Here is a 23,150-nt window from a genome sequence, read left to right on the forward strand (position 1 = left end):
ACAATCGCATGAAGCGAATGTGCCTGTTTCAGTTGAACCGATTACTATTTTTTACGAACAACAATCATGACAAAGTTTAATAACTCATTTAAGCCAAGGTTTAAAAATTCCGCATCATTTAACGCGTATTCGTTCTCCGTATTGATCCAGTCCTGCCAACATGCATCGAATTGATCCGATTCATAGACCGTCACCTCGATTAATTCCTCGCAGCCTTGTTGAATATGTTTTTCCCACCAATTCGCACTGTGGAAAGTATCAACAGCATCTTCCAGCCATTCACTCATCACCTCAGGTACTTGTTCAAGCTCTGATTTCAAACCAGGAACACAAATTAGTGCGTACCCACCACCTTTTAAAAGGGGAAGCATTTTCTTCGCAAAAAATTGTTCTTCACAGCCGTAATAATGGTAAGAGTCAATGCTCACAATTGTATCAAAAAAATCATTCGCAAAAGGTAAGTCTAGTGCATTCGCATGAATTGGGATCATTTTATCCTCAAGCTTCCACTGTTGTATGGTTTCCCAATTTTCTGTTGCAGAAATCCATAAATCTGTTGCATAGACAGTATTTGCATTCGTTTCATTTGCAATATAAACCGATGTTAGTGCTTTACCACAGCCAAGATCAAGAATTGTTCCACCTGTTATGGCTTCCGGATTTTTAACTAGGAGCTCCTCGAGAAGTCGTATCGAATTTGGCCCCATCAAATAGTCTTTTGTAAAATAATCTTTATACTTGTTACTGTTCATTTTTCTCCAACCTTTTACATAGGGATGATGCTATTTCCATATTTCAGACAAAACCCCCTTTACTTATGATACGGTTCGCCCTTAATAATTCTAAAGCTTCGGTAAATCTGCTCTACCAGCACTAGTTTCATCAACTGGTGAGGTAGGGTCATTTTTCCGAAGCATAGTTTTTCATCTGCGCGCTTAAGTACATCCGCATGCAATCCTAATGATCCGCCTATTACAAACACGACTTTGCTTTTCCCGTAGGTCATCAATGCCTCTAGATCTGCAGCCATTTCTTCGCTTGTTTTCATTTTACCTTCCAGTGCCAATGCGATGACATAGGTTCCGTCATTGATTTTCGCAAGGATACGTTCTCCTTCTTTACGTTTGACGATTTCCATATCAGCATCACTTAACTGTTCAGGTGCTTTCTCATCCGGTACTTCCACTAAGTCGATTTTTGCATAGCCGCCTAATCGCTTAACATATTCTTCGATACCCATTTTTAAATACTTTTCTTTTAACTTACCAACCGAGATGATAGTAATATTCACAACTTATCCACCTTTACGTTCCATTTACAAACAAGTTATCCACAAAAGTTATGCACATATCCCCAACTAAAAACTACATATTGTGTAAAGTTATTTACTTGATACAACATATGTTGCTGACTGTTCACAGTAAGAACAAGTTGTTGATAACTTTTCTTCTTCCGATAATAAATCCATCATCGGGAAATTTTCTGTTTCTGCCACATGCATATCCAACGCATGATCTATATGGGTTTCGCAGCTGTATGTCTTCATTTTTAAACCTTCTTTCTTTTCTGAAATTTCCACAAACTTATTCACAATTTTTGAAATGTTATCCACAACCCATTGTAACAGACAAAAAACGAGTAGAAAAGACAAGCCTTTTTCTTCTCTACCCGTTGTGTACAATTTCATTCTTCAATTAAGTTATCCACATTTATAATTGTGCAGTTTCCACTAACTTTAAATCAGCTTCTACTATTTTACCGTTACGATAAACTTTAATCTTTAATGTATCCCCAATAGATTTTTCATTATATAAATGTTTGCGTAACTCTATTGCATTATCGATTTTTTCGCCATCCATTTCCACAATGACATCGTACTGCTGTAAACCTGCTTTATCTGCTGCAGAACCTCTTACAACCTGAGAAATGACAACACCATTTGTTACTTCTTCCGGTAATTTCAATGTTTGCTGTTGATAGTAAGCCGGTACTTCCGTTAAATCGACTAAGGAAATTCCCATTGTTGGGCGTTGTACTTCCCCGTGCTTTTCTAACTGTTCAATAATCGGAATGGCTGAATTGATTGGAATTGCAAATCCTAAGCCCTCAACTGAAGATTGGGCAATTTTCATTGAATTTATACCAATTAATTCACCAGCGATATTTACTAGTGCACCACCTGAGTTCCCTGAGTTGATTGCTGCATCCGTCTGTAGTACATCTGTTGACCAGTCCTCGACACCATCTTCATTTAAGTCAACCGGCACAGAACGGTCTTTACCCGAAATGACGCCTGTTGTTACCGAGCCATAAAAATCTAACCCGAGTGGATTTCCGATTGCAATTACTGTTTCACCTTGTTTTAATACATCCGAATCTCCAAAGTTGGCTACTGTATCTATTCCTTCACTTGGTATTGAAAGAATCGCCAAGTCTGTCCAAATATCAGAACCGATAAGCTCTGCTTTTACTTTTTCACCATCATCCAACGTTACTTCAATTTGTTCTGCACCATCCACAACATGGTGGTTTGTCACGATAAAGGCAAAGTTCCCTTCTTTTTTATAAACAACGCCCGAACCGCTACCTACCGCTTGAGCTTCTCCTGTACTTTGGTTCCAAAAGTTTGGGGCTACATTTTGAATATTTGTAATCCCTACAACGGCACTTGATACCTTTTCAACTGCATTTGTTACATCTGTTGTTACCTCTGTTGCAGTTTGGCTAATCGTTGAGTTTGAGGAATTATTTGTAACCGAGTTTACTTCATTTCCACCCGGTAACTGGTTTGCCAACGAGGGAAGCAGAAGCCATAAAAGTAAAGCACCAACGACAACACCACTTAAACCAGATAAAAAATAACCGCCTTTACTGCCGCCTTTTTTTTCTTTTCTATTTTGCCGCTGTTTTTTTTCTTCTTCTTCTCTTTTTAAACGAGCCTCAAGCTCTGCAATACGATCATTTTGGATTTCCTTCTTATCATCTTCAGGATAGTAACCCATATCCCTCATCCTTTCTTTGTTTTCCTTACTGATAGCATACACATTTAACATTAAAATTAGATGAAAATCACATAAAACCTAATTAAAAATATAAATAAAAAAGGTATGCTAAAAGTAGAAACTTTTAACACACCTATCTTTTACCCATATTTAGTTCAATTATGCGTTGCTGAAATTAAACTGTCACAAGCTTTGTCGGCTCGTTTGCATCGGTATCATGCAGATGCAAATATTCTCCTGCAATAATGCCGCAAGACTGCAATGTCTGCTCTACGCTCATCCGCGCCAGATCTTTCATATTGTTGTCTTTACTTAAATGCGCCAAATAAATTTGCGTCGGTTTTTCTGCGACCACATCAGCCATTGCCACTGCAGCATCTTCATTTGAAACATGTCCTACATCCGATAATATACGGCGTTTAATACTCCAAGGGTATTTGCCCATTTGAAGCATACTGACATCGTGGTTACTTTCAAATACATAGGCATCTGCTGCTGAGATATACCCTTTCATCCGGTCACTGACATAACCTGTATCTGTAATGACAACTAGCTTTCGCCCGTTCTCATAGAATGTGTAGAACATCGGTTCAGCAGCATCATGGGACACTGCAAATGATTGAATATCCAATCCGCCAAATGTTTTTACTGTTTCCATATCGAAATCGAAACATAAATCGGTTGGTATTGTTCCTACTAGCCCGTCCATCGCTGTCCATGTTTTTGCATTTGCAAATACAGGAATATTATATTTCCGTGCAATGACACCTAGTCCTTTAATATGGTCACTATGCTCATGTGTTACTAAAATACCTGATAAACTTTTCATATCACGATCTATATTAGCAAACAGTTGCTCCATTTTCTTTCCGCTTAAGCCTGCATCAATCAAAAATGAGTGTTCATCATTTTCTACGTAGACTGCGTTTCCTGTACTGCCACTTGCTAAAACGCTAAATCGCATTGTTAAAACTCCCTACTCTTCCAAATCCTCTGTCTGCTCGACAATTTCGGATAAGTCATTTTGGATCTCTACAATTCGTCCTTGTACCGCATTTACAAAATGTATTTCTTCTGTGTCATCAGCCCGCTTTACCCGGACTTCCCATGTCGGTGCAAATACCTGTGTTTGCGTTAATTGAACAATTGTAGAATAGCCTAGATTCATTTCCGTAATCTGAGAATCTGGTTTTAATAAATTCTTTCCATATAAAATCTGCAATACTTGTCTTGCAGTTAATAGATTTTGTTCTTTATCTAACTTTTCATGCTTTTCCAGCATTGTTTGTTCATAGGAAATAATACGGTTGTTATCATCCCAATAAAGTTTGATATACCCACGTACATTATAATACAATGTTACGTCGTTTACCTTCTGGAAAAATGTTGCTTCTTTTTTCTCTTCATCAATACCCCAAAGTACATAGGAATCACCTTCATATACATTATTATGAACGAAATCAGTATATGAATCACGCGTATCGCTTTTCTGTAGTTTCACAGGCTTGTCCATCGTCACAATCAGCTTATTGTTATTTTCGATTTTTGCGCTTTGATTTGTGAAATATGGCACTTCTGATGGCGAGAAATTTTTAATTTGACCGGAATAATATGCTGCACTTTCCTTATTGTTCGGAAGGGCAATATACGTTATATTATCCCCCTTCAAACGTGCTTCGATTTCCATTGTTTCCCCTAAAACTTCTATTTTCTCCCCTTCTTTATAGCTCTCTAAATACTGCGTATATAAAAAGAGGTTCAATATTAGGAAAACCCATATAAAAATAGTTTTCGTTCTACTCCAATCCAACTTCGTCACCCCCTACTTCCATGGGTGAAAGGCGTTTCCATGTATTGTTTGTTACGGCAAACCATTTTGGTTCCAATACGAGGATTAAATCTGTATCCTGCTCGGATTCTTCAAGCGTTAATTCGTACCCAACAACAATTTCATCTGCTTCTCTAAATAATTTATTGTTTTCCTTACGAAGAGTCTCAACCATTTGTTCCCCTGATTCCAGTTCTCTCTGTACCCTTTGAAATATAGTACCCATCGAATAATAAGGGCGTCGGTAACGGAAAATACGGTTTTCACCCCAAGTAGTTCCGAGACGAGTCATAACATCACTGTATACAGGAAGCCCCTGTATGAACAGCTGATACTCTGTAATATGCCTTTCAATATTCATTGAAGACAAGCGGTAATCCATTGTAAACCCACCATGGTCATTTATAAAATTAAAGCTATCTATAAATAATCTTGAGGCGGGAATCGGTGCGGCACTTTCTGCAGTCGGATATACATAATTTATAACCCGATTTTGGCTGTCTACTGTCATTAACGATGTCCCATCAGTAAACCTTTCAGATTGAGGACTTTCAATATTCCGCTGTACAATTTTTAAATCGGTAAACAGGATTTTTTTAAATAAATCAGGTTCAATATCTTCAGCTAAATATCTTAACCTTGTTGATTGAATAGGATCTTTCGGTACATATAAAGAACGTAAAGGTTCCCGTTCAACTTCAACATATGAGCTATAATTATTTGCCGGTTCAATTATCTTCTCCATGAAATAATCTTTATCCGGTACGCTCGCATATGCTCTATATAATGATCGCTTTTCGGTATTTAGGAAAAGTAACTGCAACTGATTGCTACTCTCTACATTTGACCAGTCTACAATAAGACGTGTAAAAGTTGTATCTGGTATTTCATTATCATTAAATGACATAAGATTAGAAAAAACGCGCAAAGGAATTTCTTCATTAAAAAACATTGTTATACGATTATCCATACTCAGCATTTTGTTCATTTTACTATCTGAAAGTTCACTGTTAATTAAACCCATCTCATAAACTTGCCATGACCGTAAGTGTCTGTATAAATTTTCTAATGGTGTTGCAGAGACTGTCCCATAAAATTGCTCATTTTGGCGATACAACAATCGGTACGGTTTTATTACTTCCTGTAATTCCTTCGGTTTGCCGACAAGTACTTCCTCAATCTGGGTCTCCTTTACCGTTTCATATTCAGGTTTGTAAGTCCAAATAAGAAGTGTGAAGACGATGCTGAGTAAAACAAGGAATGCTAATAAAAGTGATTTTATCTGTTCAATATATTTCATTCCCAATCCCCCGCTTCATCCAATTCATATGGCAGTGTGAAGAATATCGTAGTACCTTGGCCTTCCTCACTTTCTGCCCAAATTTTCCCGCCATGTGCTTCAATCATTTCACGAGCGATTGCAAGACCTAAACCTGTTCCACCCATGGACCTTGCTCTTGCTCGGTCTACGCGATAGAAACGATCAAAAATTCTTGTCACATTTTCTTTCGGAATCCCCATACCGTCATCTGAAATCATAACGCGAATCATATTATCATGAACGGTAAAGCCAAAACGAATATTGCCACCATCCGGAGAGTATTTCAATGCATTTGAAATAATATTGTCGATTACCTGTGTAAGTTTATCGGTATCAATATCAACAAAATAGCTTTTATCCGGAAGCAATCGGATAAATTCTACATTCTGTGACTTCGACATTTCAAAACGGTCGATAATTTGCGTGAAAAACTTGTTAAATTCCACAAACTCCAGGTTCAGTTCATATTCCTGGCTGTCCATTTTTGACAATTGCAGCAAATCATTTACAAGGCGAATCATACGCTCTGTTTCTGTTTGCGTAACATTTAAAAATGCCGGCGCTATATTTTCATCTTTCCATGCACCTTCTGCAAGTGCTTCTAAATAGCTGCGCATCGTCGTTAACGGCGTACGCAATTCATGGGATACATTCGCAACAAATTCACGACGTTCCATATCAATTTTTTCCTGTTCAGTAATATCATGCAATACCGTAATCAGACCATTTACAAAACCTGTTTCCTTTTGAATTACAGAAAAGTTTGCTCGTAATACATATGGAGCATCATTCATACTAAAATCAAGATTCACAGGATCTTTCATATGAATCAAGTCTTCAAAACTATATTCTTGGTCTAAACGCAAAACAGACGCAATTGGACGATTTAAAGTTGTTTCACGTGAATCATGAAGCAATTCCAATGCGGGGTCGTTAATCAATATAATTTTTCCTTTACGGTCTGTTGCAATTACACCATCTGTCATATTACTAAGTACGCTTGCCAGTTTCCGCCGTTCTGCTTCTGTTGTGGATTGTGCTTCCTGCAGACGATTGGTAAGATGGTTGAAAGCAATGGCTAACTGACCGATTTCATCTGTTCCGTATACACGAACTTTCCTTGCATAATTCCCTTTAGACATTGCCTGTGCCTGTTTTCGCATGTCGGAAATAGGGCGAGTTATAGTTCGCGCAACTAAAATTCCTAATATGATTGTAATGGCAAGCGATACTGCGATACCTGCCGCAAAAATTCGGTTAATTTCATTTAGTTGCTCGTAAACTTTTTCAATATTCGACTGAACATAAATAACACCCTTTAATTCATCTTTAGGACCTGCGTTATCCATAATAGGGACTGCTAGTATCCAAATGCGCTGCCCTGTATCCCGATCCAATGAAATCTTATCCAACAGTGTTTCCGAAGACGCGGCCTGTTGTATAATTTCTTCATTTATACGCTGACCTACAACTGCCTGATCATCATCGGAAGTAGCCAATATACGATCGTTACGATCCACTACATTAATCTTGTTAATATCTTCTGTAGAAAATCCTTCTAAAATCGTTTTTAAACTATACTCTATAGTTGGGGGAGTATTTTCATCCCGGTCTTTTAACATTTCTTCACGTACACTATAATGCACAAGCTCTATTCTTTGGCGAATCGAATCTTGGAAATTCGTTTTTAAATTCGTCTCCAGCTGCTTTGAGAAATAAATGCCTATAATTTGAAGAGCAATAATAATTAATAGGACATAAATCAATACAAGCTTTACATGGATGGACTTAAAAAAGCTCACTTTTTGCATGTATTTTACTCCTGTTCAGGGTTTCGTAAGTAATAGCCGACTCCTCGTCTCGTAACAATCCATAAAGGATGACTTGGATTATCTTCAATTTTTTCACGTAGACGGCGGATTGTTACATCCACTGTTCGTACATCACCGAAATAATCATAACCCCATACCGTTTGCAGTAAATGCTCACGTGTCATTACTTGACCAATATGTTTTGCCAAATAATGCAGTAATTCAAATTCACGGTGTGTTAATTCAATAGACTCATCACGCTTTAATACTAAATAGGCATCCGGCTGAATCGTTAAAGAGCCTACTACAATATCATTCGTTTCTGCTTGTGCTTCTTCTATTTGAGCAGGCACATTTAATCGGCGCATATTCGCTTTAACACGGGCGATTAATTCACGTGTACTGAACGGCTTTGTTACATAATCGTCAGCACCCATTTCCAGTCCGAGCACTTTATCGATTTCCGATCCTTTTGCCGTTAACATAATAATCGGGAAATCATATTTTTTACGTACTTCACGACATACTTCCATGCCGTCGCGTTTAGGCAGCATAATATCAAGCAGCATTAAATCCGGCTGCTCCTCTTCCACTCTTTGAAGCGCTTCGTCCCCATCATATGCACAAATTACGCGGTAACCTTCTTTTATTAAATTAAACTGTAGAATGTCCGCAATTGGTTTTTCATCATCTACAACTAATATCGTTTTATCCATCATCTAATTCCTCTTTTCTCATAAATTCTCTATATAATTATGAAAGGGTATGTTTATTTTTACTATAACTACTCTATCATGGTTTGCCATTTGGTGCATTATACAGCTATACTGCTATGATTATTTTCCGGGAAATATTCCTCTCATTTAAGAATTATTTTTGAATTTTATCCACCTAAATAATATGGAGACCATTTTATAGAAAAAGCAGCCCAATTCTAACTTGGACTGCTAAAAATCAATTTAAATATGATAACGGATTTACTTCTTTACCGTTTTTATGAACTTCAAAATGTAAATGTGTTCCAGTTGAACGGCCTGTAGAACCCATTTGTCCTAAAGCGGAGCCTTGTTCTAGAACCTGTCCTACTTCTACATCAATGCGAGACAAATGAGCATATAACGTTTCAAAACCGTTATTGTGATTAATTACTACATAATTCCCATATGTTGAATGCTTTCCTGCAGTTTTGACAACACCGTTATCTGAAGCTTTAATCGTATAATTTGATGGTCGGGCAATATCGATTCCGTAGTGGTAACGGCCCCAACGCTCTCCCATATTACTTGAAATATAACCTCCGACTGCCGGCCAAGCAAAATTACCTGTTCCAATAGAAGGAACTACTTTCGTGCCGACAACAACAATACGATTTTCAGGTTCTGATATTACATTTTCCTCTGATTGTATTCTTTCAGTTCGGACGCCATTCTCTTCTGTAATTAAATATGATACTTCTTTTTTGCCCTTTTCGCCTTCTTGCTTAACTACTTTTTTACCTTTAAGCATCGTAGCATCTTCTTTGACGATTTTCGCAAAGTCGATTCCCTCTACTCTTTTCTTTTCATAAACTGCCTTTACTGTTACAAATGGTTTTTGAACCGTTACATTGACTTGTTCACCAATTTGCAGGACCGTATCCGCTTTAAGGTTAGGGTTGATCTCTAATAATTCAGCAGTTGTTAAATCATGTGCTTTGGCAATTGAACCTAACACATCTCCTGCTTTTACAGTATATACTTCTTGCTCCAATGCACCCGTTTGTAAAAGTTGAACCGCTTGTTTTGCAGAAACAATATTTGCCGGTTCGGCTAATACTTCGTCTCCGGTAATTGGGGTAGATAATGTAAGATCTACCAGACGTGTTTCATCCTTTTGTAATTCGGGTAAAGAATCTTTAGATGCATTGTTTTGCAATTCTTTTAAATCATTTTGTGTCACAAACTGAAGCTTTAATCCGTCAATTACAGCTTCAAACTCTTCTCTATCCTTCACTGATGCAACGACTGTTTCTCCCACTTTTAGTGAGTAGGCTTTCGCCTGAACAGTTATTGCCTCTTGAAGGTTTTTTAACGTCTGCTCTTCATTGGCATCGACTGTAAATACTTGCTCTGGAATTAGTGAGATATCGGCGCCTGCGTCAATTACTAAATCTTCATATTGTTCGCTTGCCTCTTGCTCTTTTTGCTCGACAATCTCATTTACTGTTGCTTCATCTGCAACACTGCCTACGTATGTATCAGCTACATAAACGTGAAAAACTTTAGCGAATTTTTCTTTATCTGTTTCATTCGCGAAACCTATATTGAATGTCACAGTAGAAGCAAGTAAGGCAAATAATGCAGCCATTTTAAATTTTCTATTATGACGATTCATTAGACTTAGATTTGATTTTTTTAAGTCTAACTTGTTTCCTTTTGAACTCATGATAAAGCTCCTTTCAACTAGATCTGTTCTATAAAAATGATGTATTTTCATTAAAATAATGAGCGGTGACTAAAAACACACTTTGCTAATGTAGCATATTTCACATTTCAAATGAACCGTTCCAGTCTTTTTGTAATGTAAATGTATTATTTTCTAAATGAATGTTACATTTTTAGTAGGTAAATTAGTACATACCCCTACTTTATATCCATTTATAGTTTTTCTTACTAACAAAAAAAAGCGTATTAAAAGCCGGCTAGACTTTTAATACACTCTTCTAATTCAAACTCATTATTTCCAGATTTCATTTACGATATTTGTTTGCTCACGAGATGGACCCACTGAGAAAGTCATCAATGAAATACCTGTAAGCTCTACAATACGCTGTACGTAATTTTTTGCATTTTCAGGTAGGTCATCAAATGCACGAACGTTTGTTATATCTTCTGACCAACCTGGTAGTTCTTCATAGACTGGTTTACATTGTTCAATGATTTCCAGGTTTGCCGGGTATTCTGTAATTTGTTCGCCGTTATATTCATACGCTGTACAAATTTTAACTGTTTCAAGCCCTGATAATACATCAATAGAGTTTAAAGCTAGATCTGTTATTCCTGAAACTCGGCGCGAATGACGAACGACAACCGCGTCAAACCATCCAACACGACGTGGACGGCCTGTTGTTGTACCATACTCACGGCCTACTTCACGAATCTGCTGACCAATTTCATCATGAAGTTCAGATGGGAATGGGCCGTCCCCTACACGCGATGTATATGCTTTACAAACACCAACAACACGTTCTACAGCTGTTGGACCTACACCTGATCCGATTGCTATACCGCCTGCCACTGGATTTGAAGATGTTACATATGGATATGTTCCTTGATCGACATCTAGCATAATTCCTTGTGCACCTTCAAACAGGACTTTGCCGCCTTCATCAATAACATCATTCAGCACTTTTGATGTATCCGTTACATATTGGGCAATTTCTTGACCAAATGCATAGTATTCCTCAAAAATATCATCGAATTGTAAGCCTTCTACTTCATAAAACTTCGTAAATAAACGATTTTTTAGTGTTAAATTTGCACGTAATTTTTTTTCAAATATTTCTTTATCTAAAAGATCTGCTACACGGATCCCGATTCGGGCAACTTTATCTTGGTAGCATGGACCAATTCCTTTTGCTGTCGTTCCTATCTTTTCATCACCACGTGCCTCTTCTTCTACAATATCCTGATAAATATGATATGGCAAAATAACATGTGCACGGTTGGAAATTCTTAAATTGGAAGTATCAATTCCTCTAGCTTGCAGTCCTTTTAATTCCGTTACAATTGACTTTGGATTAAGAACTACACCATTTCCTATAACCGAAAGTTTATCCGGATAAAAAATTCCTGAGGGGATTAAATGCAATTTATATGTCTCTTCACCAATTTTAATTGTATGTCCCGCGTTATCTCCACCAGCATAACGTGCGATTGCATCTGCTCTTTTTGAAAGGAAATCCGTAATTTTACCTTTTCCTTCATCTCCCCATTGCGTACCTACTACAACTACAGCTGTCATCTATATGCACCTCCGACGAATGATTCACCTAATGATTATGTATTAAGTATTTCATTCTTATTCATAAGAATTTACCTTTTAATTCCGTAATGATGAAACATGAACATTTTAACAAGTTCAAATCCTAAATGTCAACAAAAAACACGAACATCCGCATTTAACTAATGTAGAATGTTCGTGTTTAAGTGTCATTCCTCTCGAGGAGGGGGGGTAAATTCTAAGTTCAGGAACTTATTATACTCTTTACGGAAAGCCAAACTTACCGTACCTGTTGGACCGTTACGCTGTTTTGCAATAATGATTTCGATAATATCCTTACTTTCCGATTCTTTATCGTAGTAATCATCACGGTATAAAAAGGCTACGATATCGGCATCCTGCTCAATCGAACCCGATTCACGCAAGTCACTCATCATTGGCCGTTTATCTTGACGCTGCTCTACACCACGTGACAGCTGCGATAGAGCAATTACCGGCACTTTTAGTTCACGCGCTAAACCTTTTAAAGAACGGGAAATTTCCGATACTTCCTGCTGACGGTTTTCACCTGGCTTACCGCTACCTAAAATAAGCTGCAAGTAATCGATTAAGATCATCCCTAAACCGCTTTCCTTAGCCAGTCGTCGGCATTTCGCACGGATATCCGTCATCCGCACACCCGGAGAGTCATCGATATAAATACCTGAATTCGATAAACTTCCCATAGCCATCGTCAGCTTACTCCAGTCCTCTGTCTCTAAAGCACCTGTACGCAAGCGTTGTGCATCAATATTTCCCTCTGCACATAACATACGCATGACAAGTTGGTCCGCGCCCATCTCAAGTGAGAAGATGGCTACATTTTCACGTGCCTTTACAGCAACACTCTGGGCTACATTGAGGGCAAAGGCTGTTTTACCAACTGATGGACGGGCAGCTACAATAATTAAATCATTGCGTTGGAAACCGGCCGTCATCTTGTCCAAATCACGGAAACCAGTCGGAATACCAGTTACATCTCCGTCACGTGACTGGAGCTGTTCAATATTATCAAATGTTTGAACGAGAACATCTTTTACGTGCTTAAAGTCGCCTGCATTTTTACGGTTCGAAACTTCAAGCATTTTCTTTTCAGCTTCTGCTAAAAGAACCTCTACTTCATCTTCACGCGTATACCCGTCATCTGCAATTTTAGATGCAACGCGAATAAGGCGACGCAGAATCGCCTTTTCTTCAACTATCTTTGCGTAATGGGCGATATTGGCGGCTGTCGGAACAGCACTCGCCAATTCCGTAATATAGCTTAATCCGCCGATATCCTCAAGCTCTTTTTTTGCTGATAATTCTTCCGTTACAGTGACAAGATCAATTGCTTTTCCCTGATCGCTCAAGTTCAGCATCGTTTGGAAAATCTTTTGATGGGCAATATGATAAAAATCATCTGCAATCACAATTTCAGATGCTGTTATAAGAGCTTGCGGTTCAAGGAAAACGGCTCCAATGACCGATTGTTCCGCTTCACTATTATGTGGAGGAACACGGTCCATCATGGATTCGTTCATTGTTGTCGCTCCTTATTCTTCAATTACATGTACCTTTAAAGTAGCCTTTACATCATGATGTAACTTCACTGGTACATTGGCATAACCTAATGAACGAAGTCCGTCATTACAATCCATTTTGCGTTTGTCTACTTTAAAACCATGTTTCTTTTGTAATGCATCTGCAATTTGCTTAGTAGATACTGAACCGAATAGGCGACCACCTTCACCTGATTTCGCCTTTACTTCTACTGTAATTGCTTCTAACTGTTCTTTTAAATCTTTTGCTGCCTGTAATTCTGCTGCAGCATTTTTTTCTTCTAGTCGCTTTTGACCTTGCAGTTCGCTGATTGCCTGGTTGTTTGCTTCTTTTGCATAACCGTTTTTAATTAAGAAGTTGCGTGCATAACCTTCTGCCACTTCTTTAATTTCACCTTTTTTGCCTTTACCTTTTACGTCTTTTAAAAATACTACTTTCATGATTCTTTACTCCCTTCGACTACTTCATTAATTGCTTCATTTAATAGTTTTTTCACTTCATCAATGGATTGTGCTTCTACTTGGGTAGCGGCATTTGTTAAATGACCACCACCGCCAAGCTTTTCCATGACGAGCTGGACATTCACTTCTCCCAATGAACGGGCACTAATGCCGATTAATCCATCATTACGATGGGCAATGACAAATGAGGCACCGACATCCTTCATTGTGAGTAAAATGTCCGCCGTTTGTGCGATTAATACTGAATCGTATACTTTTGAATCTTCACCGTGTGCAACCGCAATTCCTGCAAACGGAAATTCAACAGTTTGAATAATTTTCGAACGGGCGACATATGTTTCTACATCTTCTTTTAACAGACGTTGAATCAGCACCGTATCAGCACCAAATGTACGTAAATATGAAGCGGCTTCAAATGTACGTGCACCTGTTCTTAATGTAAAGCTTTTTGTATCCACAATAATACCAGATAATAAGGCTGTCGCTTCAAGCGGCAACAACTTTTCATTTTGAGGCTGGTATTCCAGGAGCTCCGTAACGAGTTCAGCTGTAGAAGATGCATATGGCTCCATATATACTAATGTCGGATTATTGATAAATTCTTCCCCGCGACGGTGATGGTCGATAACAACAACCTTATCCGTTCTGCTTAATAAGCGACTATCAATGACCATACTCGGCTTATGTGTATCGACAATAACTACGAGTGATTTTGGAGTGATTTTTGATAACGCTTCGTCCGGTGTGATAAAGCGATCGTAAAAATCGGTTTTTTCCTCCAACTCGGTCATTAACCTGTCTACACTTCCGCGTACTTCATCGAAATTAACTACGACAGACCCTTCAATTCCGTTCATCGCAACCATTTTACGTACACCGACACATGCTCCTATTGAGTCCATGTCCGGATTTTTATGTCCCATTACGAAAACGCGGTCGCTATCCTGAATTAAATCACTCAGTGCATGTGATATTACGCGGGCACGTACTCTTGTGCGCTTTTCAACTGGGTTTGTTTTACCGCCATAAAAGCGAATTTTACCATTGGACTGCTTAATCGCAACTTGGTCACCACCACGGCCCAGAACGAGGTCAAGTCCCGACTGTGCTAACTGTCCAAGCTCCACAAGAGATTGAGAACCTGCTCCAATACCGATACTTAATGTTAATGATAAATTTTTCTGCATCAAAGTTCGTTCACGGATTACATCTAAAATTGAAAAACGCTTCTGCTCAAGCTCTGATAAAATCGATTCATTTAATACTGCCATGTAACGGTCCGATGCGATTCTTTTAACAAAGATATCATAATGTGCTGCCCATTCATTTATAATCGATGTCATCATCGTATTAGTGACGCTTCGTGCCTGGTCATCCATACCTGATGTAAGCTCATCATAGTTATCGATAAATAGAATGGCGAGTACTGTACGGTCCGCCATATATTGCTTTTCAATCTGTACTTGCTTTGTAATATCAAAGAAATAGAAAAGTTTTTCTTCTTCTTTATAGTAAATATGATATTTCCGATCATTGATGGCAATGACCGTTTCATTTTTCTGGTCTTGATTAACAAGTAGAGGCAGTTCTTCTGAAATCATTTCAAGTTCATATCCAACTAAGGATTCCTGCTGAAGGACGCGAAGCATAAACGGGTTTGCCCATTCCACCGTCAGTTCATCATTCAAGATCAGGATTCCGAACGGCATTTCAAGAAATGCCTCTTTTCCGACATCCTCCATCCGGTAGGAAAGTGACTGAATATGCTTTTCCGTTTCTACGTATGTTAATAATTCAACTTTTACCGTGTAGTAAGCTGCTATTGAATAAATAGCTATAAAGGCTATTCCCACCCATACATTCCACATCATCATAAGGATAGCTGCTACTGCACCAAGTAAAAACAATACTAATAGTGGATATCGAATTGGTCTTTTACGAAAAATCCCCATTCCCATCAGCTCCTCATTTCTGACTCTTTTCACGAATGTAATTACGTGCATTAAAGCCTAAATCAACAATACCTACTAAAATAACAATTGAATAGAGAGGTATCGCTAAAATTGTACTTAAAACTTTTATAAACTTCGGATAACCAAATGCATCAATGACAAAATGTATAAAAGAAATACCTTGTATTGTTAATAATACCCATAATACCATTGAAATATTTAACATAATAATAGCCAATGTTGAATCAGCTTCTGGACGAACGAATAAATTCACTGATAAAACGATTAAGTAATACCATAATACCGATCGTGGTAATCGTAATTCACTAAACTTCGCAAACTTTGGTACGTCTACTTTTAAACGCGTTAAAATCGGCAAGTTAACGGTAATGATAATAAATGTTAAAAATAACATGGCAAATGTAATGGTAGCCGGTAATGTCATTTCCAATGTATTTAACATTGTATTCGCCATTTCCATTGTTTCTTTGGGCACAGGTTGTCCAGTCAGACTTTCTGTCATTTTAATCGATTCCATATAGCTCGTCTTCATGAGCGCAAGAGAATCCCGAATAAAATCTACTTCAAACAAACGCAATGAAATTAAATACTGAATCGCAAATGTGATCAGCAGGACAATACTTGTTGAAAGAAACATAAATACTTTACTTTTTTTAGTAAAAATAGCATCCCCTATCGCTACACCTGCTGCCGCAAATATTAATGAAGCAGGTAGTAATAGCAGTCCACCAATAAAAAAAGTAATTAATACAGCAATCACTGCGACTAAAATCGATGACTTCCGATTATAGTTTGCGCTATACCAAATCATCGGTAATGGAGCAATAATCGCCGCGATAATATTCACCAACGGAATATAAAATACGATTGCCATCAGCACAGTGAACAGCGCAATCATCATTGCACCTTGTGCCAGCTTTCTTGATTGATTATTTTGCATGGAGAACCTTCCTTATCTGTTGTTCGTACGACTATAATGCAAAGAATATTAAAACTTTGCTATTACCTTTGGCCGGCTTTTCGGCCAGTCTACTTTCAACTTTTCTCACCTTTCTATTGTACCATTTTTACATGATCAAACAAAATAACCGTTACGATAAGAACATTGAAGTAATTCAATCCATTGCGACAGACCCTTTTAACTTCTCCTCTTTTGAAAAATCCCCCTAAATCTAAAGCTATAAATACATGTAAAAACTGTCATATGACCAATATATAGGTTAGAAATCCATCATATAAAGTGTTAAAGAAATGAATAGTATGTCATTATGATTTTTTCAGTATAACTTAATATGGAGTATTTTTTGTTTGAATAACTAGTTTTTACGTATTAAAAGCCTTTTTTCTGTCTTTTATGTACTTTATTTCGTTGACAATTCGTATTGTATAGCATATATTATGTAACCGGTAACACATTTTGTTTCAGGGGGCGGAGATATGGTTAACATTAAAGATGTAGCTAAGGTTGCAAATCTTTCTGTGGCGACAGTATCACGCTACTTAAACCAAAATGGTTATGTCAGTAAAAAATCGTCAGAACGTATTGAACAGGCAATACTTGAGCTGGATTATAAGCCAAGCAGTGTTGCACGTTCATTAAGTAAAAAACAATCCAATATTATTGGTCTTATTGTTCCAGATATAAAAAATCCATATTTCCCTGAACTTGCTCGTGCTGTGGAAGACATGGCATGGTCTTTTGGTTATACAGTTGTTCTTTGTAATTCAGACGACCAAACAGATAAAGAATTGTTATATTTGGAACGCCTGTCACAAACATATGTGGCCGGCTTAATAGTAGCAACGAGCTTACTGGACCCTTCTGTTTATATGTCCATCAATACGCCGATTGTTGCACTTGACCGAATAATCGATGCAACGATCCCGACCGTGGCAACCGATAACCAAAAAGGAGCCCGGATAGGGGCCGAGTATTTAGTTACAAATGGGGCTGGGAATTTACTATGTATACGTGGTCCGCAAGGTTTGAAAACTGCAGATGATCGACTTATTGGGTTTCTTGAAGTAACGGATAAACAAGGACTAGAGCCAATCATTATAACAACACCATTTGATTTTAAAGTTGCTGCTGAAACGATTGAACAGACCCTATTAGCAAATCCGCAGATTGATGGTATTTTTGCAAGCAGCGATACATTAGCCATTGCTGCCCTCCATATTGCGCATAAGCTTGGGAAGCGCATACCGGAAGACCTGCAAATTGTTGGTTTTGATGGTATTGCACTTGGCGAAATGGTATCACCCCCATTAACGACGGTCGGTCAGAACTTATACAAAATGGGGACTGCAGCTGCAACAATGTTAATTGAACAGATTGAAGGCAAAGAAATCATACAGACAGTATTAAATATAGATCCACAACTAATTGTACGAGGGACGACAAGAAAGGAAGCTGCAAAATGATCACAGTAATTGGAAGCATCAATATGGACTTGGTCGTTCAAATGGATGTATTCCCTAAAAAAGGGGAAACTGTTCTTGGAAGCTTATTCACAACAGTTCCAGGCGGTAAAGGTGCGAACCAGGCAGTAGCTGCTGCACGATTAGGCAGCCAAGTTAAAATGTTAGGTGCTGTCGGCACAGACAGCTTCGGTACGGAGCTGCGTGCGAATCTGAATGAAGAAAATATAGATACAAGCTTAGTTATAAATACAATTGGTGCTACAGGTATTGCAAATATTTTACTCCACGAATCGGACAACCGTATTGTCGTTGTACCCGGTGCGAACTCGAAAGTAACACCAGAAGAAATTGCTGCAGCAAAAACTGTTATCGGAAACAGTCAGTTAGTTGTTATGCAGCTTGAAATTCCAGTAGAAACGATTGAGTACAGCTTGAAATTATGTAAAGAGCTTCAAGTACCCGTACTATTCAATCCTGCACCGGCAGCAAATTTCAACATTGAGTGGATGCCGTATATTAAATACTTAACACCAAACGAAACTGAATGTGCCTTACTTTTCGGAAACGATGTTGAAGCAGCATTGGAAAAATATCCAAATCAGTTAATCGTAACATTAGGTGAAGATGGTGCACGTTACTTCAATGGAACAAAACATGTTCATGTAAAAGGATATAAAACGACAGCTGTTGATACAACAGGTGCCGGTGATACATTTAACGGTGCATTTGCACATGCTATTACAAACGGTCAGTCAATTGAAGAAGCAGTATTTTTTGCAAATATTGCAGCGTCATTATCCGTTGAAAAATTTGGAGCCCAAGGTGGTATGCCAAAACTAGAAGAAGTAACTGCTCGAAAGGAAGGCGCAAAATGAAAAAACAGGGCATTTTAAATCGCGAATTAGCCGGTATATTTGCACGTTTAGGTCATACAGACAAGATTGTTATCGCTGATTGCGGCTTGCCGATTCCAGAAGGCGTTACATGTATCGATTTAGCATACAAACTGGGTGAACCTGGATTTATGACAATATTAGAAGTTGTTCTAGAAGATTTAAAAGTGGAACACAGTTTTTTAGCTGAAGAAATAGTAACTGCAAACGAACCTATCCACTCCTCTTTATTGAAAATTGTGGAACCGGTTACATATATATCCCACGAACAGTTTAAAAAGATGACGAGTGAAGCAAAGGTCATTATTCGTACAGGCGAAATGACACCATACGCCAATATCATGCTACAAAGCGGCGTAATTTTCTAAGGTAGGTGACGGAACATGATTGAAATGAAGAGCATAAGAAAAGCATTCAATGGCAACGTCGTATTAAACAATGTTGAGTTCACCCTGTTAGACGGGGAAATTCACGCCTTAATGGGTGAAAATGGTGCCGGTAAGTCAACAATGATGAAAATTTTGGCCGGCATCTACTCGCGTGATAACGGTGATGTGCTAGTTGATGGTCAGTCGTATACATTTACTTCAGCAAAAGACGCTGAAAGCTTAGGCATTCACGTAATTCATCAGGAATTAAACATTCTGCCGCATTTATCTGTAGCGGAAAACCTGTTTTTAGGAAAAGAAAAAACAGTCGGTCGTACAGGCTTCCTGCGTACACGTGAAATGAATAAAGAAGCAACGACACTGCTTGCAAAACTCGGTCTGCATATTGATGTACGTCAGCCTGCCGGTTCGCTATCAGTCGGTAAACAACAGCTGATTGAAATTGCAAAAGCCATCAATTCAGAGGCAAAGTATATCGTAATGGATGAACCGACAGCCGCCCTTACAGATCGTGAAATTGAAACTCTTTTTGAAACGATTAGAGAACTGAAAGCAAAAGGTATTTCATTTGTTTATATTTCACATCGTATGGAAGAGATTTTTGCAATTTGTGATCGTATTACGATTTTACGAGATGGTGAGTATGTTGGGGTCCGTGAAATCCCAAAAACAACGTTTGATGAAATCGTTAAAATGATGGTCGGACGTGAGCTTGGTGAACGTTATCCTAGCCGTAATGCAAAAATAGGCGAAGTTGCTTTAGAAGTACAAGGGCTAACATGTCCTTCGTTATGCAAAGATATTAACTTTCAGATCCGAAAAGGAGAAATCCTGGCATTCGCCGGTTTAATGGGAGCAGGCCGTACAGAAGTAGCCCAGGCTATTTTCGGCAACCTTAAAAAGTCCAAAGGCGATATTTTCATCCACGGAAAAAAAGCATCAATCAAAAACCCGATACAGGCAATGAAACACGGCATTGGATTTGTGACGGAAGACCGTAAAACAGAAGGTCTTGTACTCGATTTTTCAATTAAGGAAAATATGTTTTTAACCAATTTGAAAACGATCGCAAAAAGTGGCTTTATTCAACCACAACAAGAGCAAATACATGCTTCAAAATATATCGAGCAGCTAAATATTCGCTGCAGTGATGCGACACAGGCTGTCGGTTCACTAAGCGGCGGTAATCAGCAAAAAGTAGTTATCGCAAAGTGGTTAAGTACAAAACCGGATATTTTAATTTTGGACGAACCTACTCGCGGTGTTGATATCGGTGCCAAAAAGGAAATCTACTCGATTATGAATCAGTTAGCCGAGGAAGGTGTTGCCATTTTAATGATTTCCTCAGAGTTAACGGAAGTGCTAGGTATGGCGGACCGTGTCATGATTATGCACGAAGGACGTCAAACAGCTGTTTTAGACAATGTTGACTTAACACAAGAAACTATTATGCATTACGCAACAGGAGGAGAAGAAATTGCTAAAAACTAGCTCAAAAGAAATGTTAGGAAAGCTAGGTCCTCTTTTAGGATTATTTTTAATTGTAATTGTCATTACGATTTTAAATCCAAGCTTTATGACAACAGATAATGTTTTGAATATATTACGTCAAGTATCGATTAGTGCATTAATTGCATTTGGTATGACTTTTGTTATTTTAACCGGCGGCATCGATCTATCAGTTGGCTCCACATTGGCCCTTACAGGTGCAGTAGCTGCCACAATGCTTGCTTCAGGAATAGATCCTGTATTAACGATGCTGGCTGCCTTATTGTTAGGTGCCGTTCTTGGCGCTATCAATGGTGTCATCATTGCAAAAGGGAAAGTAGCACCATTCATCGCAACATTGGCAACAATGACAATATACCGTGGCTTAACATTAGTGTATACGGATGGTCGTCCGGTTTCAGACTTAGGAAATGAAATTACGTTCCAAATGTTAGGTAAAGGATATTTCTTCGGTATTCCAGTTCCGGTATGTACAATGATTTTAGCTTTCATTGCGTTATATGTCATTATGCATAAAACAACATTCGGTCGCCGTGTTTATGCAGTAGGCGGCAATGAGGCGGCTTCTAAATTATCAGGAATTAATGTCGATCGTATAAAAATTGCAGTTTATTCATTAACAGGTATGTTAGCTGCTTTATCTGCACTGATTTTAACTTCACGTTTAAACTCTGCACAGCCAACAGCCGGGACATCTTATGAATTGGATGCAATCGCAGCAGTTGTTTTAGGTGGGACAAGCTTAACAGGCGGTAAAGGCTGGATTTTCGGTACATTAGTAGGTGCCTTGATTATCGGTGTGTTGAATAACGGATTGAATTTAATCGGTGTTTCTTCATTCTTCCAGCAAGTAGTAAAGGGAATTGTTATTTTAATCGCGGTATTAATTGACCGTAAAAAAACAGCGTAGGAGGAGGTCATCAGCGTGAAAAAACAATTAATCTTATTAATGGCACTTTTGGCCACTGTGTTGCTGTCGGCGTGTTCGGTAAAACCAGGATTCTCTTTGGAGCCTTCTTTCGGAACATCGGCTACATCAACGGAAAGCAGTAACGATACATTGACAATTGGGTTATCTGTTTCAACTTTAAACAATCCTTTCTTCGTAACACTAAGTGAAAATGCACAAGCAAAGGCAAAAGAGCTTGGTGTGAAAACAACGATTGTAGATGCGCAGGATAATGCATCGAAACAAGCTTCCGATATTGAAGATTTAATCCAACAAAACGTTGATCTGATCATTATTAACCCGGTAGATTCTGTTGCGGTTGCAACTGCTGTTGAATCTGCTAATGCTTTAAATATTCCGGTCATCACAGTTGACCGTTCATCTGAAGGTGGCGAAGTCGTATCACATATCGCTTCTGATAACGTAGCTGGCGGTAAGCTGGCTGGTGAATATATTACAGAGTTGGTTGGTGAAGGTGCCAAAGTTGCAGAATTGGAAGGTGTCGCAGGATCGTCTGCTGCACGTGATCGCGGGCAAGGATTTAATGAAGCTGTCACAGGTATATTAGACGTCGTTGCAAAGCAAACAGCGAACTTTAACCGTTCAGAAGGCTTAACAGTAATGGAGAACATACTGCAGTCTAATCCGGATATTACAGCCGTATTTGCACACAATGATGAAATGGCATTAGGTGCGCAAGAAGCCATATCAGCTTCTGGTAAGAAGATCGTAGTGGTCGGCTTTGATGCGACTGACGATGCGGTAGCTGCTGTTAAAGCAGGAAGTCTGGCTGCAACAGTTGCGCAAAAACCTGATGAAATCGGAAAGATTGCAATGGAAACAGCGATTGCTTATTTAAATGGTGAAACGGTTGAAGAAGTCATCCCGGTCAATCTTGAATTAATTACAAAATAATAATGCAACAGCCTGCACATAGGCTATTGCACGTCTCAGGCTGTCACAAGTAACTCTGTGGCGGCCTTTGTTATTATGGAAAGATAAAAAGCTCATACAATAAAAAAAGTACA

Annotated in this window: 21 protein-coding genes; 6 read left to right on the forward strand and 15 right to left on the reverse strand. The window is 38.5% G+C overall.

Features of this window, described 5'->3' with window-relative positions:
- Positions 1-44: 44 nt before the first annotated feature.
- The 15 genes from MKY51_RS17780 to MKY51_RS17850 all read right to left on the reverse strand — a co-directional run bounded on the left by MKY51_RS17780 (position 45) and on the right by MKY51_RS17850 (position 16,898).
- The gene (locus tag MKY51_RS17780; protein WP_339174533.1) at positions 45-752 is read right to left on the reverse strand and encodes a methyltransferase domain-containing protein; all 708 of its coding nucleotides are present in this window, start codon (positions 750-752) and stop codon (positions 45-47) included.
- A 59-nt stretch (positions 753-811) separates the two neighbouring features.
- Positions 812-1,291 carry a 23S rRNA (pseudouridine(1915)-N(3))-methyltransferase RlmH gene (gene rlmH, locus MKY51_RS17785; protein WP_339174534.1) on the reverse strand — a complete coding sequence of 160 codons (480 nt, stop codon included), beginning with the start codon at positions 1,289-1,291 and terminating at the stop codon, positions 812-814.
- A 90-nt stretch (positions 1,292-1,381) separates the two neighbouring features.
- A complete protein-coding gene (locus MKY51_RS17790; RefSeq protein WP_079523607.1) occupies positions 1,382-1,546 on the reverse strand; it encodes a CxxH/CxxC protein in 165 nt (54 codons plus the stop codon).
- Positions 1,547-1,709: 163 nt separating this feature from the next.
- Positions 1,710-3,002 (reverse strand): trypsin-like peptidase domain-containing protein, encoded by a 1,293-nt coding sequence (locus tag MKY51_RS17795; protein ID WP_339174535.1) that lies wholly within the window; start codon positions 3,000-3,002, stop codon positions 1,710-1,712.
- Positions 3,003-3,177: 175 nt separating this feature from the next.
- Positions 3,178-3,966 carry an MBL fold metallo-hydrolase gene (locus MKY51_RS17800; RefSeq protein WP_251691005.1) on the reverse strand — a complete coding sequence of 263 codons (789 nt, stop codon included), beginning with the start codon at positions 3,964-3,966 and terminating at the stop codon, positions 3,178-3,180.
- Positions 3,967-3,978: 12 nt separating this feature from the next.
- Positions 3,979-4,812 (reverse strand): two-component system regulatory protein YycI, encoded by an 834-nt coding sequence (gene yycI, locus MKY51_RS17805; protein WP_339174537.1) that lies wholly within the window; start codon positions 4,810-4,812, stop codon positions 3,979-3,981.
- A complete protein-coding gene (gene yycH, locus MKY51_RS17810; protein ID WP_339174539.1) occupies positions 4,799-6,130 on the reverse strand; it encodes a two-component system activity regulator YycH in 1,332 nt (443 codons plus the stop codon). Before yycH ends, yycI begins: the two co-directional genes overlap by 14 nt.
- On the reverse strand, positions 6,127-7,962 hold the full coding sequence (gene walK, locus MKY51_RS17815; protein WP_339174541.1) for a cell wall metabolism sensor histidine kinase WalK: 1,836 nt from the start codon (positions 7,960-7,962) through the stop codon (positions 6,127-6,129). The genes yycH and walK overlap by 4 nt, the downstream gene beginning before the upstream one ends.
- Positions 7,963-7,967: 5 nt before the next feature.
- Entirely contained in the window at positions 7,968-8,678 is a 711-nt protein-coding gene (yycF, locus tag MKY51_RS17820; protein ID WP_008408338.1) for a response regulator YycF, read from the reverse strand.
- Positions 8,679-8,916: 238 nt separating this feature from the next.
- On the reverse strand, positions 8,917-10,386 hold the full coding sequence (locus tag MKY51_RS17825; protein WP_339174544.1) for a M23 family metallopeptidase: 1,470 nt from the start codon (positions 10,384-10,386) through the stop codon (positions 8,917-8,919).
- Positions 10,387-10,677: 291 nt separating this feature from the next.
- On the reverse strand, positions 10,678-11,964 hold the full coding sequence (locus MKY51_RS17830; RefSeq protein ID WP_339174545.1) for an adenylosuccinate synthase: 1,287 nt from the start codon (positions 11,962-11,964) through the stop codon (positions 10,678-10,680).
- Between the two features lie 188 nt (positions 11,965-12,152).
- Positions 12,153-13,505, reverse strand: a complete 1,353-nt coding sequence (dnaB, locus tag MKY51_RS17835) for a replicative DNA helicase (RefSeq protein WP_079523573.1) — start codon at positions 13,503-13,505, stop codon at positions 12,153-12,155.
- A gap of 12 nt (positions 13,506-13,517) precedes the next feature.
- Positions 13,518-13,964, reverse strand: a complete 447-nt coding sequence (gene rplI, locus MKY51_RS17840) for a 50S ribosomal protein L9 (protein ID WP_339174546.1) — start codon at positions 13,962-13,964, stop codon at positions 13,518-13,520.
- Positions 13,961-15,937 carry a DHH family phosphoesterase gene (locus MKY51_RS17845; RefSeq protein WP_339174547.1) on the reverse strand — a complete coding sequence of 659 codons (1,977 nt, stop codon included), beginning with the start codon at positions 15,935-15,937 and terminating at the stop codon, positions 13,961-13,963. The genes rplI and MKY51_RS17845 overlap by 4 nt, the downstream gene beginning before the upstream one ends.
- A gap of 13 nt (positions 15,938-15,950) precedes the next feature.
- Positions 15,951-16,898, reverse strand: coding sequence for a DUF2232 domain-containing protein (locus MKY51_RS17850; protein WP_339174548.1), 948 nt, complete (start codon positions 16,896-16,898; stop codon positions 15,951-15,953).
- A 497-nt stretch (positions 16,899-17,395) separates the two neighbouring features.
- Here MKY51_RS17850 and MKY51_RS17855 point away from each other — a divergent pair, with 497 nt between their 5' ends.
- The 6 genes from MKY51_RS17855 to rbsB are packed head-to-tail and all read left to right on the forward strand — an operon-like array spanning position 17,396 to position 23,037.
- Positions 17,396-18,382: a LacI family DNA-binding transcriptional regulator gene (locus MKY51_RS17855; RefSeq protein ID WP_339174550.1), complete on the forward strand. Its 987-nt coding sequence runs from the start codon at positions 17,396-17,398 to the stop codon at positions 18,380-18,382.
- Positions 18,379-19,257 (forward strand): ribokinase, encoded by an 879-nt coding sequence (gene rbsK, locus MKY51_RS17860; RefSeq protein ID WP_339174552.1) that lies wholly within the window; start codon positions 18,379-18,381, stop codon positions 19,255-19,257. Before MKY51_RS17855 ends, rbsK begins: the two co-directional genes overlap by 4 nt.
- Positions 19,254-19,643, forward strand: a complete 390-nt coding sequence (gene rbsD / locus MKY51_RS17865) for a D-ribose pyranase (protein WP_339174553.1) — start codon at positions 19,254-19,256, stop codon at positions 19,641-19,643. Before rbsK ends, rbsD begins: the two co-directional genes overlap by 4 nt.
- 15 nt (positions 19,644-19,658) lie before the next feature.
- Complete coding sequence (locus tag MKY51_RS17870) at positions 19,659-21,155, forward strand: sugar ABC transporter ATP-binding protein (protein ID WP_339174555.1); 1,497 nt, start codon at positions 19,659-19,661, stop codon at positions 21,153-21,155.
- On the forward strand, positions 21,142-22,083 hold the full coding sequence (rbsC, locus tag MKY51_RS17875; RefSeq protein WP_339174556.1) for a ribose ABC transporter permease: 942 nt from the start codon (positions 21,142-21,144) through the stop codon (positions 22,081-22,083). The genes MKY51_RS17870 and rbsC overlap by 14 nt, the downstream gene beginning before the upstream one ends.
- 15 nt (positions 22,084-22,098) lie before the next feature.
- Positions 22,099-23,037, forward strand: coding sequence for a ribose ABC transporter substrate-binding protein RbsB (rbsB, locus tag MKY51_RS17880; RefSeq protein ID WP_339174558.1), 939 nt, complete (start codon positions 22,099-22,101; stop codon positions 23,035-23,037).
- The last annotated feature ends 113 nt before the right edge of the window (positions 23,038-23,150 follow it).

Source organism: Solibacillus sp. FSL R5-0691 (assembly GCF_037974225.1).
Taxonomy (GTDB): domain Bacteria; phylum Bacillota; class Bacilli; order Bacillales_A; family Planococcaceae; genus Solibacillus.

Bases quoted from the DNA above. Each gene is read 5' to 3' on its own strand.
- MKY51_RS17830 (WP_339174545.1), bottom strand. From the start codon at position 11,964: ATGACAGCTGTAGTTGTAGTAGGTACGCAATGGGGAGATGAAGGAAAA.
- MKY51_RS17800 (WP_251691005.1), bottom strand. From the start codon at position 3,966: ATGCGATTTAGCGTTTTAGCAAGTGGCAGTACAGGAAACGCAGTCTAC.
- dnaB (WP_079523573.1), bottom strand. From the start codon at position 13,505: ATGAACGAATCCATGATGGACCGTGTTCCTCCACATAATAGTGAAGCG.
- rbsD (WP_339174553.1), top strand. From the start codon at position 19,254: ATGAAAAAACAGGGCATTTTAAATCGCGAATTAGCCGGTATATTTGCA.
- MKY51_RS17790 (WP_079523607.1), bottom strand. From the start codon at position 1,546: ATGAAGACATACAGCTGCGAAACCCATATAGATCATGCGTTGGATATG.
- MKY51_RS17825 (WP_339174544.1), bottom strand. From the start codon at position 10,386: ATGAGTTCAAAAGGAAACAAGTTAGACTTAAAAAAATCAAATCTAAGT.
- MKY51_RS17855 (WP_339174550.1), top strand. From the start codon at position 17,396: ATGGTTAACATTAAAGATGTAGCTAAGGTTGCAAATCTTTCTGTGGCG.
- MKY51_RS17795 (WP_339174535.1), bottom strand. From the start codon at position 3,002: ATGGGTTACTATCCTGAAGATGATAAGAAGGAAATCCAAAATGATCGT.
- rplI (WP_339174546.1), bottom strand. From the start codon at position 13,964: ATGAAAGTAGTATTTTTAAAAGACGTAAAAGGTAAAGGCAAAAAAGGT.
- yycF (WP_008408338.1), bottom strand. From the start codon at position 8,678: ATGGATAAAACGATATTAGTTGTAGATGATGAAAAACCAATTGCGGAC.
- MKY51_RS17870 (WP_339174555.1), top strand. From the start codon at position 19,659: ATGATTGAAATGAAGAGCATAAGAAAAGCATTCAATGGCAACGTCGTA.
- MKY51_RS17780 (WP_339174533.1), bottom strand. From the start codon at position 752: ATGAACAGTAACAAGTATAAAGATTATTTTACAAAAGACTATTTGATG.
- walK (WP_339174541.1), bottom strand. From the start codon at position 7,962: ATGCAAAAAGTGAGCTTTTTTAAGTCCATCCATGTAAAGCTTGTATTG.
- MKY51_RS17850 (WP_339174548.1), bottom strand. From the start codon at position 16,898: ATGCAAAATAATCAATCAAGAAAGCTGGCACAAGGTGCAATGATGATT.
- yycH (WP_339174539.1), bottom strand. From the start codon at position 6,130: ATGAAATATATTGAACAGATAAAATCACTTTTATTAGCATTCCTTGTT.
- rbsK (WP_339174552.1), top strand. From the start codon at position 18,379: ATGATCACAGTAATTGGAAGCATCAATATGGACTTGGTCGTTCAAATG.
- MKY51_RS17845 (WP_339174547.1), bottom strand. From the start codon at position 15,937: ATGGGGATTTTTCGTAAAAGACCAATTCGATATCCACTATTAGTATTG.